The following is a 12,877-nucleotide window of genomic DNA, read 5'->3' as shown; positions in this document are numbered from 1 at the left end:
GTGTCATTCCCACTCGATGGTGCCGGGCGGCTTGCTGGTGACGTCCAGCACCACCCGGTTGACCTCGGCGACCTCATTGGTGATCCGGGTGGAGATGCGCTCCAGCACCTCGTAAGGCACCCGCGTCCAGTCGGCGGTCATCGCGTCCTCGCTGGACACCGGCCGCAGGACGATCGGATGGCCGTACGTCCGACCGTCGCCCTGCACACCGACTGACCGGATGTCGGCCAGCAACACCACCGGACACTGCCAGATCAGCTGATCCAGTCCCGCCGCGGTCAGCTCCTCGCGAGCGATCGAATCGGCCCGGCGCAGCGTGTCCAGCCGCGCCGCGGTGACCTCGCCGACGATCCGGATTCCCAAGCCCGGTCCCGGAAATGGTTGGCGCGCAACGATTTCCTCCGGCAGACCCAGTTCCCGGCCGACCGCGCGGACCTCGTCTTTGAACAACAGCCGCAACGGCTCGACAAGGGTGAACTTCAGGTCGCCGGGCAAACCACCGACATTGTGGTGGCTCTTGATGTTCGCGGCACCGGTTCCACCGCCGGACTCGACGACGTCGGGGTACAAAGTCCCCTGCACCAGGAACTCGATGTCCTTGTTCTCCAACGAATCTCGCACGGCGCCTTCGAAAGCGCGGATGAACTGCCGTCCGATGATCTTGCGCTTGCCCTCGGGATTGGTTACCCCCGCCAGCGCCTCAAGGAAGGTCGCCTCCGCGTCGACGGTCACCAGGTTGGCTCCCGTCGCGGCGACGAAATCGCGCTGCACCTGCGCACGTTCGCCGGCGCGCAGCAGACCGTGGTCGACGAACACACACGTCAGCCGGTCCCCGATGGCGCGCTGCACCAGGGCCGCGGCCACCGCCGAGTCGACCCCGCCGGACAGTCCGCAGATCGCGTGCCCGTCGCCGACTTGCGTACGCACCTGCTCGATCAGCGCCTCGGCGATGCCGGCGGGGGTCCAATCCGGGCCGATACCGGCGAAGTCGTGCAAGAACCGGCCGAGCACCTGCTGACCGTGCGGGCTGTGCAACACCTCAGGGTGATACTGCACGCCGGCCAGTCGACGGGCCCGGTTCTCGAAGGCGGCCACCGGGGCACCGGCGCTGGTGGCCACGACCTCGAACCCATCCGGCGCCGATGTGACGGCGTCGCCGTGACTCATCCACACCGGCTGAGTATCGGGCAGGTCCGAATGCAGTTCACCGCCAACAACTTTCAGCTCGGTTCGGCCGTACTCACTGGTGCCGGTGTGCGCGACGACGCCACCGAGCGCCTGCGCCATCGCCTGGAAGCCGTAGCAGATGCCGAACACCGGCACACCCAGGTCGAACAACGCCGGGTCGAGTTGCGGCGCACCCTCGGCGTACACACTGGCCGGGCCACCGGACAGCACCACCGCCAGCGGATCGCGAGCCTTGATCTCGTCGACCGACGCGGTATGCGGGATCACCTCGGAGAACACCCGCGCCTCCCGCACCCTGCGGGCGATCAGCTGGGCGTATTGCGCGCCGTAATCGACAACCAGGACCGGACGGGGGGTTGCTGACTCCACCGCCACAGTCTAGAGGCGCGCGACCATCGGTTCGCCGACAACGACAGCCGCCACATAGCCGTATCGAAAGCACAAATACGACCACTGACGGCGCCGTTGCCGCAGAACCGGGGTACGTTTCTCGCTGATGAATCCCGGCGACGGCAGCACCCGCGACCGTCTGTTGGACGCGGCGATCGCACTGTTCTCGAGCCAGGGGTACGCCTCGACATCGATCGCCGAGATCCAGCAGGCCTGCGGCCTGTCGCCCGGGTCCGGCGCCCTCTACAAGCACTTTCCGTCCAAGAACGCCCTGTTGCGCGAAGCGACGCAGCGCCAGGTGGACCGGATCATCGCCGCACGCGAGGAGCATGACCGGACCCGACCCGCCGACACCCGCGAGGCGCTGCGCCGTGCTGCGGAGCGAATCTGGGACACCATCGAGACGAACAGCGAACTGCTGCGGGTGATGTACCGCGAGCCCGAGGCAATCGAGGGCTTCAGCGCGGAACTGTGGTCGGCGGTCACGGCAAGTGCCTACGACCGGATGGGTGCGGCGCTCAGCGGCGCCACGGCTGCCGGCGCATCACAAGTCGAGGATCCCGAAGCCTCCGCGGCGCTGCTGCTCGCATCGATCGCCTACTTCCCCATCGTGCGGATGCTGATCGAGCAGACACCCGGCAACATCAGCGCCGACCGGTACCGCGAGGCCTGGCTCAGGCTCGCCGAAAGCGTGTTCACCGGCCGACCACCGACCTGACCGGTCTGCGAACCGAACAGCTGGGAAACAGTCGGTCGGCCCGAACGGATGGCGAACCGAGTTCGGTCATGGTGAGGTAGTAACTACCCGCGACCGACGTCATTCTCGAAGGGGGTCCGACGTGCTCGGTTTACCCGATGCGGTGCACGCCTGTCTGTTCGATCTCGACGGTGTGCTGACCGATACGGCAAGTGTCCACACCAAAGCCTGGAAGGTCATGTTCGACGCATTTCTCGAACAACACGCGCAGAGCACCGGCGAGAAGTTCGTCCCGTTCGACGCGGACAAGGACTACCTGAAATACGTCGACGGCAAGAAGCGCGAAGACGGCGTCCGGTCGTTTTTGGCCAGCCGCGGCATCGAGCTGCCCGACGGTGACCCCGACGACGGACCCGACAAGGACACCGTCTACGGATTGGGCACCCGCAAGAACGATGCCTTCCAGGAAACGCTGCACAAAGACGGCGTCAAGGTTTTCGACGGTTCGCGGCGCTATCTGGAAAAGGTCGCGGCCGCGGGTCTGGCCACCGCCGTGGTGTCATCGAGCGCCAATACCCGTGAGGTGCTGAAGATCACCGGACTCGACAAATTCATCCAGCAGCGCGTCGACGGGGTGACCCTGCGCGAGGAACACATCGCGGGCAAGCCTGCGCCCGACTCCTATCTGCGTGGCGCCGAACTGCTCAAGGTGGAGCCCGCCGCGGCCGCCGTGTTCGAGGATGCGCTGTCCGGGGTCCAGGCCGGCCGAGCCGGCAACTTCGGCTACGTCGTCGGCGTCGACCGTGTCGGCCAGGCCGACGAATTGCGCAGCCACGGCGCCGATGTCGTGGTGACCGACCTCGCCGAGCTGTTGTAGGGTGCCGCGATGATCCCGGATGACACGCTCCCCGTTGAACCCTGGCAGGTCCGCGAGCCCCAGCTGAATCTCGATGTGCTGGCCCAATCGGAGTCGCTGTTCGCACTGTCCAACGGGCACATCGGAATTCGCGGCAACCTCGACGAAGGTGAGCCACACGGCTTTCCCGGCACGTATCTCAACTCGTTCTATGAAGTGCGGCCGCTGCCCTATGCGGAAGCGGGCTTCGGCTACCCGGAGGCCGGGCAGACCATCGTCGACGTCACCAACGGCAAGATCCTGCGTCTGCTGGTCGACGACGAACCGTTCGACGTTCGCTACGGCAAGCTGATCAGCCACGAGCGGATCCTCGATCTGCGGGCCGGCACTCTGACGCGCGACGCCCACTGGCAGTCACCGGTCGGCAAGCAGGTCAGAGTGACCTCGACCCGGCTGGTGTCGCTGTCCCAACGCAGCGTCGTCGCCATCGAATACATCGTCGAGGCCGTCGAGCAATTCGTCCGTGTCACAGTGCAATCCGAGCTGGTCGCCAACGAGGATCAGCCGGTGACATCCGGCGATCCACGGGTCGCGGCCATCCTCGATCGACCGCTGGAGGCCGTCCAGCACGAAGACACCGAATGCGGCGCGCTGCTGATGCACAAGACGCGTGCCAGCGCGTTGATGATGGCCGCGGCGATGGACCACGAGATCGAGGTGGAGGGCCGCTACGAGATCACCAACGACGCAAGCGACGACCTCGCTCGCACAACGGTGATCTGTGGCCTGCGACCGGGTCAGAGGCTGCGCATCGTGAAGTACCTGGCCTACGGCTGGTCGAGCCAGCGGTCCCGGCCGGCGCTGCGCGATCAGGCGGCCGCCGCGTTGCACAGCGCGCGGTACAGCGGCTGGAAGGGCCTGGTGGAGGCCCAACGCAAAATCCTCGACGACTATTGGGACGGCGCCGATGTCGAGGTGGAAGGTGACCCGATCTGTCAGCAGGCGGTTCGGTTCGGGCTCTTTCACCTGCTGCAGGCCAGTGCACGGGCCGAAGGCCGCGGGATCGCCAGTAAGGGTTTGACCGGGACCGGCTACGACGGCCACGTCTTCTGGGATACCGACGGCTTCGTGCTGCCGGTATTGACCTACACCTTGCCGCATGCGGCCGCCGACGCATTGCGTTGGCGCGCATCGACGTTGGATTTGGCGAAGGAGCGTGCGGCGCAGCTCGACCTCAAGGGTGCCAGCTACCCGTGGCGGACGATACGCGGTCAGGAATGTTCGGCCTACTGGCCGGCGGGAACCGCGGCGTGGCACATCAACGCCGACATCGCAATGGCTTTCGAGCGCTATCGGATTGTCACCGGCGACGAGACGCTGGAAAAAGACTGCGGCCTCGAGGTGTTGATCGAGACGGCGCGGCTGTGGCATTCACTCGGCCACCACGACCGCCACGGCGTGTGGCACCTGGACGGGGTGACCGGTCCCGACGAGTACACCGCGATCGTGCGGGACAACGTGTTCACCAACATGATGGCGGCACACAACCTGCGGGTCGCCGCCGACGCCTGCGCACGGCATTCCGAAACCGCCCGCGAGATGGGCGTATCCAGCGATGAGACCGCGTCGTGGCGGGCCGCCGCCGACGCGGCACACATCCCCTTCGACGAGGAGCTCGGCGTGCATCCGCAGTCCGAAGGCTTCACCACCTACGCCGAGTGGGACTTCAACGAGAAGACGTCCTACCCGCTGCTGCTGCACGAGCCCTACGCATTGTTGTACCCCGCGCAGGTGGTCAAGCAGACCGACCTGGTGTTGGCGATGCATTGGCAGAGCCACAAATTCAGCGACGAGCAGAAGGCCCGCAATGTCGACTACTACGAGCGACGCACGGTGCGCGACTCGTCGCTGTCGGCCTGCACCCAGGCGGTGATGTGCGCCAACGTCGGGCATGTGGAGCTCGCGCACGACTACACCTACGAGGCGGCGCTGGTCGACCTCCGCGATCTGCACAACAACACCAAGGACGGGCTGCACATGGCCTCGCTGGCCGGCGCCTGGACCGCGCTGGTCGCCGGCTTCGGCGGCCTGCGCGACGACGAGGGAATACTGTCGCTCAACCCGTATCTGCCCGATGGCATCTCACGACTGCGATTTCGGTTGCGATGGCAAGACTTTCGGGTGACCGTTGACGTCATCCACGACGAGGTCACCTACACGCTGCGCGACGGACCCCATGGTGAGCTGACCATCCGGCACGCCGGGGAGGACATCGAGCTCAGCACCACGGAGCCGACGACGATCACCCTGGTCAAGCGCGAGCCGCTGCTGCCGGCGCCCCAGCAACCGCCGGGACGCGCTCCGCTGCACCGGAATTCGTACCGGTCAGTTACCCAGCCGAGCTGACCGGACCCGGACTGGGGAGCCAGCGCAACGCACCCGGTGCGTCCTCCGGCACCACAGGATTCTTCGGCGCGATCGGGTCGAGCCGACGATAGGCCTCACCCTGGCGCGGACGGACGTCGTCCTCGCCCTTGTTCGGCCACAGCGACGCGGCCCGCTCGGCCTGCGCGGTGATCGACAGCGACGGGTTGACACCCAGGTTCGCCGAGATCGCGGCGCCGTCGACCACGAACATCGTCGGGTAGCCGTAGGTCCGGTGGTACGGGTCGATGACGCCGGTGTCGCGGCTGTCGCCGATCGCTGCACCACCGAGGAAGTGCGCGGTCAGCGGAATGTTGAACAGCTCGCCCCAGGTGCCGCCCGCAACGCCGTCGATCTTTTCGGCGATACGGCGGGTGGCCTCGTTGCCCACCGGAATCCAGGTGGGGTTCGGCTCGCCGTGACCCTGCTTGCTGACATACCGGCGGCGGCCCAGCTTGCCACGTTTGGTGTATGTGGTGATCGAGTTGTCCAGATTCTGCATCACCAGCGAGATCATCGTGCGCTCGCTCCAGCGGCGCGGGTTGAGCAGCCGCAGGGTCCCACGTGGATCGTGACTGGCGTTGTCCAGCAACTGCTTCCACCGGGGCACGTCGCTGCCGCCCGGCCCGGGACCGTCGGTCATCAGGGTCTGCAGCAGGCCCATCGCGTTGGAGCCCTTGCCGTAGCGGCAGGGTTCGATGTGGGTGTCCGACGACGGGTGGATCGACGACGTGATCGCGACCCCGTGGGTCAGGTCCAAGTCGTCGCTGACCTTCAATCGGCCTGCGCCGACGATGGATTCGGAGTTCGTGCGGGTCAGTTCGCCCAGCCGTCCGGAGAGTTCGGGCAGTTTGCCCTTGTCGCGCATGTTGAACAGCAGATGCTGGGTGCCCCAGGTGCCCGCGGCCAGCACCAGGTTCTCGGCGGTGAAGGTGCGTTTCTTGCGACGCAGGAAGCGTCCGGTGCGCGCGGTCCGCACTTCCCAGATGCCGTCCTCGCGTTGCTCGAAGTCGGTGACGGTCGTCATCGGAATGACTTCCGCGCCATTGGACTCCGCAAGCCCGAGGTAGTTCTTCACCAAGGTGTTCTTGGCGCCGAACCGGCATCCGGTCATGCAGCTGCCGCATTCCAGGCAGCCGGTGCGAGCCGGGCCCGCGCCGCCGAAGTAGGGATCCGGCACGGTCTCGCCCGGTGTCTTGGCGCCGTCCGGCCCGAAGAACACGCCGACCGGCGTCTGCACGAACGTGTCGCCGCAGCCCATGTCCTCGGCGACCTCTTTGAGAATGCGGTCGGCATCGGTGAAGGTCGGGTTGGTGACGACGCCGAGCATCCGCTGCGCCTGCAGATAGTGCGGCATCAACTCGGAGCGCCAGTCGGTGATGTGCGACCACTGCGGGTCACCGAAGAACGGCTGCGACGGGACGTACAGCGTGTTCGCGTAGTTCAGCGACCCGCCGCCGACGCCGGCGCCGGCCAGGATCATCACGTTGCGCAACAGATGGATGCGCTGGATCCCGTACATGCCGAGCTTCGGTGCCCACAAGAACTTGCGGAGGTTCCAGGAGGTCTTGGCGAAATCCTCGTCGGAGAAACGTCGGCCGGCCTCGAGCACGCCGACGCGGTAACCCTTCTCCGTCAGCCGGAGCGCGGTGACGCTACCGCCAAAACCCGAACCGATGATCAGGACGTCGTAGTCAGGTTTCACGTCCCCCAGTATGGACTTACCGGCCGGTAATGAGCCAGAAAACCTGGTCAGTTAGCCCGGCGGTCAGATGGGGCGGTCAGCTGCCTACCGTCAGGCCGACCTTCTGGAATTCCTTGAGGTCGCAGTAGCCGGCCTTGGCCATCGAGCGGCGCAGACCGCCGACCAGGTTCAGCGAGCCGAACGGATCGTCGGACGGGCCGTTGAGGACCTGCTCCAGCGGAAGTCGTTCGCCGACCGCGACCTGTAGCAGCGCGCCCCGCGGCAGCGACGGGTGGGCGGCCGCGGTCGGCCAGAACCATCCGTCGCCCAACGCCTCGGCCGACTCGGAGAGCGGGGTGCCCAGCACGACCGCGTCGGCGCCGCAGGCGATCGCTTTCGCCAGATCTCCGGACGTGTGGATGTCTCCGTCTGCGAGCACGTGCACGTAGCGGCCGCCGGTCTCGTCGAGGTATTCCCGCCGGGCCGCGGCGGCGTCGGCGATCGCCGTGGCCATCGGCACCCTGATACCGAGCACCTCGTCGCTGGTGGTCACTCCCCTGGTCGATCCGTAGCCCACGATGACGCCCGCGGCGCCGGTGCGCATCAGGTGGAGCGCGGTGCGGTGATCGATCACGCCACCGGCTACCACCGGGACGTCGAGCTCGGAGATGAAGGTTTTCAGGTTAAGCGGTTCGCCGTCACTGGCGACGCGTTCGGCGGAGATGATGGTGCCCTGGATGACCAGCAGATCTATGCCCGCCGACAACAGAGCCGGCGTCAACGACTGCGCGTTCTGCGGGCTGACCCGCACCGCGGTGGTCACCCCGGCCTCGCGGATGCGGGCCACCGCGCTGCCGAGCAGTTCGGGGTCCAACGGCGCGGCGTGGAACTGCTGCAGCAGCCGGATCGCCGCCGACGGCTCGGGCTCTTTGGCGGCCGCTTCGATGACCTGGGCGATCTTGGCTTCCACGTCCGCGTGACGGCCGATCAGCCCTTCGCCGTTGAGCACCCCCAGTCCGCCGAGCCGACCGAGCTCGATGGCGAATTCCGGCGAGACCAGCGCGTCGCTCGGATGAGCGACGATCGGGATCTCGAAGCGGTAGGCGTCGAGCTGCCAGGCCGTCGTCACGTCCTGCGACGAGCGGGTGCGCCGCGAGGGCACGATGCTGATGTCGTCGAGTTCGAAAGTGCGCCGGGCTGTTCGGCCCATGCCGATCTCAACCATGTCACGCATGAGGGGTCCTTCGATCAATTCACCGGGCGTAGTAGTTGGGCGCTTCGGCGGTCATCGTGATGTCGTGCGGGTGGCTTTCCTTCAAGCCCGCCGCGGTGATCCGGACGAATTGTGCATGCTGCAGCGCCTCGATCGTTTCCGCGCCGGTGTAGCCCATCGCGGCCCGCAACCCGCCGGTGAGCTGATGGATCACCGACGCCAACGGACCGCGGAACGGCACCCGGCCTTCGATGCCCTCGGGCACCAGCTTGTCCTCGGACAGCGCGTCGTCCTGGAAGTAGCGGTCCTTGGAGTACGACTTCGCCTCGCCGCGGCCCTGCATGGCGCCCAGTGAGCCCATGCCGCGGTAGCTCTTGTACTGCTTGCCGTTGACGAAGATCAGCTCGCCGGGCGCTTCGGCGGTGCCGGCCAGCAGCGATCCCAACATCGCCGTCGACGCACCTGCGGCCAGCGCCTTGGCGATGTCACCGGAGTACTGCAGTCCACCGTCGGCGATCACCGGCACACCAGCCGGACCGCAGACCGCTACCGCCTCGAGGATCGCGGTGATCTGCGGCGCGCCGACGCCGGCGACCACGCGGGTGGTGCAGATCGAACCGGGACCCACGCCGACCTTGACGGCGTCGGCACCGGCCTCGACCAGCGCAGCGGCCGCCGACCTGGTCGCGACGTTGCCGCCGACCACCTCGACCCGGTCGCCCACTTCGGCCTTGAGCTTGCCGACCATGTCGAGCACCAGCCGGTTGTGCGCATGCGCGGTGTCGACCACCAGCAGGTCCGCGCCGGCGTCGGCCAGCGTCATGGCCCGCACCCAGGCGTCGTCACCGACACCGACGGCGGCACCGACCAGCAACCGGCCGTCGCTGTCCTTGGTGGCCAGCGGATGCTGTTCGGTCTTGACGAAGTCTTTGACGGTGATCAGCCCGGTCAGCCGGCCGTGGCCGTCGACGACCGGCAGCTTCTCGATCTTGTGCCGACGCAGCAGGCCCAGCGCCGCGTCCGCGCTGACGCCTTCCTGGGCGGTGATCAGCGGGGCTTTGGTCATGACCTCGGCGACGTGCCTGGACTGGTCGACCTCGAAGCGCATGTCGCGGTTGGTGATGATGCCAACCAGGGCGCCGGTGTCGTCGATGACGGGTAGCCCGGAGATCCGGAAGCGGGCGCACATCGCATCGACCTGGGCCAGCGTGTTCTCCGGGTGGCATGTGACCGGATCGGTGACCATCCCGGCTTCGGACCGCTTCACGGTCTCGACCTGGCCCGCCTGCTCGGCGATCGGCAGGTTGCGGTGCAGAACGCCGAGGCCGCCGGCGCGGGCCATCGCGATCGCCATCCGCGATTCGGTGACGGTGTCCATCGCCGAGCTGACCAAGGGCACCCGTAGCCGGACCTTCTTGGTGAGCTGACTGGACGTGTCGGCGGTCGCCGGCACCACATCGGAGGCGGCGGGCAGCAGCAGGACGTCGTCGAACGTCAGGCCCAGCATGGCGATCTTCTGCGGATCGTCACCGCCGGTCGGCACCGCGTCGTCCGGGAAACCACCGACGCGCGGGTGCGACGAGACGATCAGGTCGCCGCCTTCGAGACGGGACAAGCCAGATGACATTGCCGGGGCCCTCCCATATACGCGCGGGGTGAGAACGCCATCCTATCGGCTCTGCCCCCGGCGACGATGCACGCCGCGACGCGTCGTGAGGTAGGGGCACCTCCCAATGGCGGCTGGGCTGCGGGTCCAGCGCTGGCGCGATACCCGCCCGGCTGCGTAATGTGGACCCGTGCGCGACTACCTCCCGCCCGGTCTGCCGCCTGATCCGTTCGCCGACGATCCGTGCGATCCCTCAGCGGCGCTGGATGCCGTCGAGCCCGGCCAGCCCCTGGACCCCCAGGAGCGAATGGCGGTCGAGGCCGATCTGGCCGACCTCGCGGTGTATGAGGCGCTGCTGGCCCACAAAGGGATTCGCGGCCTCGTGGTGTGCTGCGACGAATGTCAGCAGGACCACTATCACGACTGGGACATGTTGCGCGCGAACCTGCTTCAGCTGCTCGTCGACGGCACCGTGCGGCCGCACGAGCCGGCCTACGATCCCGAACCCGATTCCTACGTCACCTGGGATTACTGCCGCGGCTATGCCGACGCGTCACTCAACGAGGCGACCTCGGACACCGAAGGGTTCCACGGACGTCGCTGAGCAGCCCGTCGGGGTCCTCAGCCACCAAAACCATTGGGCGTGAGCGCGATTCCGGGCGCAATAGGCAACGCCGTCGCGTGCGCGTCGCGACTTACCACCTTGGCGGTCAACCGGTTCATGTGATCGATCAGGCCCTGTTTGCGGTCGGCGTTCTTGACCGTCTGCAGGTGTTCTCCGACCGCGGCCAGCTTGTCGTGGGCCTGATCCCACTGGCCCGTCGCGATCATCTGCTCGACCTGGTCCATCTCGCTCTCGGCGGACACCGCGAGCCGCTCATCGCTCACTGACGCCGGCTCGCCGAACAGCGTCGTCCGGGCACCGTAGAGCGGGTCGCCGGGCTGGGCCTGGCCCATCAGCACGCCGAATCCCGCGATGCTCAGCACGGCCGCGGCCATCGCCCCCGCCATCGCCGTCCGGCGGCGGGCGCCGCGCCGCGCGGCCACACCGCGCTCCAATGCCGATACGGCGACCGGCTCAGGGCAGACCCCCTCGATCGGTGGCGTCCGGAGCTCGTCGCGCCAGCTCTCGAGCAGTCCGGCCAGGGCCAGATCCCCGGTCTCGCCGTCGACCGGCTCACACCTGGCCAACGCGTCGACGAACCGCTCGCTGCGCGCAACGGCGTCCGGCTCGGGCAGATCGAATCGTTCAGACATAGTCCTGCCCCGCTGCGACGATCGCGGACTTCAGCCGCGCCAAGGCGCGGTGCTGGGCGACGCGCACCGCTCCGGCGGTGCTGCCGACGGCCTCGGCGGTCTCCTCGGCGCTCAGACCAACGACGATCCGCAAGATCAGGATCTCGCGTTGCTTGCCTGGCAAGAGGTCGAGCAACTCGCTCATCCGGGTCGCGGATTCGGCATCGATGGCCGTCTGCTCGGGGCCCGGCTCGGCTGAGCGGTGGTCCGGAATGGTCGCCGTCGGATAGGACGGATCACGGCCGGCCGCCCGGAAGGCGTCGGCTACCTTGTGCGCGGCGATGCCGTACACGAAGGCCAGGAACGGGCGCCCACGATCGCGGTAACGCGGCAGCGCCATGACGGTCGCCAAGCACACCTCCTGCGCCACATCGTCGGCGGACAGGCCATTTCGCTCGACTGTGCCGAGGCGTGCGCGGCAATATCGGACCACGATCGGGCGAATGGTCTCCAGAACATCGCGGAGCGCGTTCCGATCACCCGCCACGGCACGGGCCACGACGGCGTCGAGACGCTCCTCCTGCGTAGACATCGACGGCGGCATCTCCAGCGTTACGGACCAGGTATCACCTCGACAATAGAGGCCAGGCAGCCGATGTTCAGAGCTGGCGCCAGGCTCCGCCCCAGTGCCTTACCAGGAGGGCGCACTCGTCGCGGATGCCGCGGACCTCGACAACAGCGCTGTCGGAGTCGGCAATGTCGACCAGCAACGACGCCACCGCCCAGCGCAACGGCACCAGGCCCAGCCGGCCGGTCAGCTCGAGCGCCGTGTCGCCCACCGCGCGAGCCCGGTCGGCGACTCCGGCGCTGCACAGTGCCGCGGCCAGCACCACCTGGCTCTTGGCGCGGTGACGGGCAGAGCCGGTGGCATCCGCCAGTTCGACCGCCGACTCGGCGTTGCGCACCGCCGTCGCGCCGTCGCCGCCCGCCATCGCCAGCTCGGCGGCGACCCAGGCCCGCCGCACCGCCAGCCGGTGCGGCGCGTCGGCCACCACCGGGTCGGCGCGGGCCAGCAGTGTCGCGGCGGTGGCCAGCCGGCCGACGCCCAGCGCGTCGGCCGCCAGCCCGGTCAACGCGTCACCCACGGCCTCGGCATCGCCGCCGGACAACGCCAACGCGCGACCGTCCCGGCCGCGCGCCAGGTCGTGCCAGCCGAGCTGGCGCAGAAACGACGCGTGTGCGCTATGGGCCAGCGCAGCCGCCACCCCTGACGGGGCAACCCGCAGCAGCGCGGCAAGGTCGCTGCGGGCATGGGCGTAGCGGCCCTGCCCGGCCGCCGCGACCGCCCGTAACCACAGCTGACGCGGTGTGCCGGCGGCGGGCAGCGGCCACCGCCCCGGCTGGGCCCCGAAGGCTGCGTCGGCAAGTTCCGACTCGACCGACAGACCGTGAGAGATATCAATCACTTTCGATTACCAGTTAAACCTGCGTGCTATCTGCGTTACGCCGGTATTAAATCCGACAGTGTTCATATTCGGGGTGCTCTCCGGCTCCTCGGCATGCGAGCTGGGAATTTCGTGATA

The 12,877-nt window shown here is 67.7% G+C and carries 11 protein-coding genes; 4 read left to right on the top strand and 7 right to left on the bottom strand.

What is annotated here, in order from left to right; translation table 11 throughout:
- Positions 1–3: 3 nt before the first annotated feature.
- The gene (guaA, locus tag G6N27_RS21795) at positions 4–1,557 is read right to left on the bottom strand and encodes a glutamine-hydrolyzing GMP synthase (RefSeq protein ID WP_163780039.1); all 1,554 of its coding nucleotides are present in this window, start codon (positions 1,555–1,557) and stop codon (positions 4–6) included.
- Positions 1,558–1,684: 127 nt separating this feature from the next.
- Here guaA and G6N27_RS21790 point away from each other — a divergent pair, with 127 nt between their 5' ends.
- From G6N27_RS21790 to G6N27_RS21780, 3 genes are all read left to right on the top strand, one after another.
- Positions 1,685–2,296, top strand: coding sequence for a TetR/AcrR family transcriptional regulator (locus tag G6N27_RS21790; RefSeq protein WP_163780037.1), 612 nt, complete (start codon positions 1,685–1,687; stop codon positions 2,294–2,296).
- Positions 2,297–2,417: 121 nt separating this feature from the next.
- Positions 2,418–3,152 (top strand): beta-phosphoglucomutase family hydrolase, encoded by a 735-nt coding sequence (locus tag G6N27_RS21785; protein ID WP_163780035.1) that lies wholly within the window; start codon positions 2,418–2,420, stop codon positions 3,150–3,152.
- A 9-nt stretch (positions 3,153–3,161) separates the two neighbouring features.
- Positions 3,162–5,537 carry a glycoside hydrolase family 65 protein gene (locus tag G6N27_RS21780; protein WP_163780033.1) on the top strand — a complete coding sequence of 792 codons (2,376 nt, stop codon included), beginning with the start codon at positions 3,162–3,164 and terminating at the stop codon, positions 5,535–5,537.
- Here G6N27_RS21780 and G6N27_RS21775 read toward each other — a convergent pair.
- The 3 genes from G6N27_RS21775 to guaB form a co-directional block, all read right to left on the bottom strand.
- Positions 5,521–7,260: a GMC family oxidoreductase gene (locus G6N27_RS21775; protein WP_163780031.1), complete on the bottom strand. Its 1,740-nt coding sequence runs from the start codon at positions 7,258–7,260 to the stop codon at positions 5,521–5,523. The two genes, G6N27_RS21780 and G6N27_RS21775, sit on opposite strands and share 17 nt — an antisense overlap.
- 76 nt (positions 7,261–7,336) lie before the next feature.
- Positions 7,337–8,464 (bottom strand): GuaB3 family IMP dehydrogenase-related protein, encoded by a 1,128-nt coding sequence (locus G6N27_RS21770; RefSeq protein WP_163782136.1) that lies wholly within the window; start codon positions 8,462–8,464, stop codon positions 7,337–7,339.
- A gap of 28 nt (positions 8,465–8,492) precedes the next feature.
- Positions 8,493–10,079 (bottom strand): IMP dehydrogenase, encoded by a 1,587-nt coding sequence (gene guaB, locus G6N27_RS21765; RefSeq protein ID WP_163780029.1) that lies wholly within the window; start codon positions 10,077–10,079, stop codon positions 8,493–8,495.
- Between the two features lie 169 nt (positions 10,080–10,248).
- On the opposite strand from guaB, the gene G6N27_RS21760 reads away from it, so the two are divergent.
- On the top strand, positions 10,249–10,662 hold the full coding sequence (locus tag G6N27_RS21760) for a DUF5319 domain-containing protein (protein WP_163780027.1): 414 nt from the start codon (positions 10,249–10,251) through the stop codon (positions 10,660–10,662).
- 17 nt (positions 10,663–10,679) lie between these two features.
- On the opposite strand, the gene G6N27_RS21755 is transcribed toward G6N27_RS21760, so the two are convergent.
- The 3 genes from G6N27_RS21755 to G6N27_RS21745 form a co-directional block, all read right to left on the bottom strand.
- Complete coding sequence (locus tag G6N27_RS21755; protein ID WP_163780025.1) at positions 10,680–11,315, bottom strand: anti-sigma-D factor RsdA; 636 nt, start codon at positions 11,313–11,315, stop codon at positions 10,680–10,682.
- Entirely contained in the window at positions 11,308–11,886 is a 579-nt protein-coding gene (locus G6N27_RS21750) for a sigma-70 family RNA polymerase sigma factor (protein ID WP_163780023.1), read from the bottom strand. Before G6N27_RS21750 ends, G6N27_RS21755 begins: the two co-directional genes overlap by 8 nt.
- A 67-nt stretch (positions 11,887–11,953) precedes the next feature.
- Positions 11,954–12,760, bottom strand: a complete 807-nt coding sequence (locus tag G6N27_RS21745; RefSeq protein ID WP_163780021.1) for a hypothetical protein — start codon at positions 12,758–12,760, stop codon at positions 11,954–11,956.
- Between the last annotated feature and the right edge of the window lie 117 nt (positions 12,761–12,877).

The organism is Mycobacterium cookii (assembly GCF_010727945.1).
GTDB lineage: Bacteria > Actinomycetota > Actinomycetes > Mycobacteriales > Mycobacteriaceae > Mycobacterium > Mycobacterium cookii.
The sequence above is the reverse complement of the archived record's forward strand: the minus strand, read 5'-3'. Positions and strand labels throughout refer to the sequence as shown.

What these genes read in the sequence shown, in the direction of transcription:
- G6N27_RS21790 (WP_163780037.1), top strand. Translation starts at nt 1,685, where the DNA reads ATGAATCCCGGCGACGGCAGCACCCGCGACCGTCTGTTGGACGCGGCG.
- G6N27_RS21780 (WP_163780033.1), top strand. Translation starts at nt 3,162, where the DNA reads ATGATCCCGGATGACACGCTCCCCGTTGAACCCTGGCAGGTCCGCGAG.
- G6N27_RS21770 (WP_163782136.1), bottom strand. Translation starts at nt 8,464, where the DNA reads ATGGTTGAGATCGGCATGGGCCGAACAGCCCGGCGCACTTTCGAACTC.
- guaB (WP_163780029.1), bottom strand. Translation starts at nt 10,079, where the DNA reads ATGTCATCTGGCTTGTCCCGTCTCGAAGGCGGCGACCTGATCGTCTCG.
- G6N27_RS21755 (WP_163780025.1), bottom strand. Translation starts at nt 11,315, where the DNA reads ATGTCTGAACGATTCGATCTGCCCGAGCCGGACGCCGTTGCGCGCAGC.
- G6N27_RS21750 (WP_163780023.1), bottom strand. Translation starts at nt 11,886, where the DNA reads ATGTCTACGCAGGAGGAGCGTCTCGACGCCGTCGTGGCCCGTGCCGTG.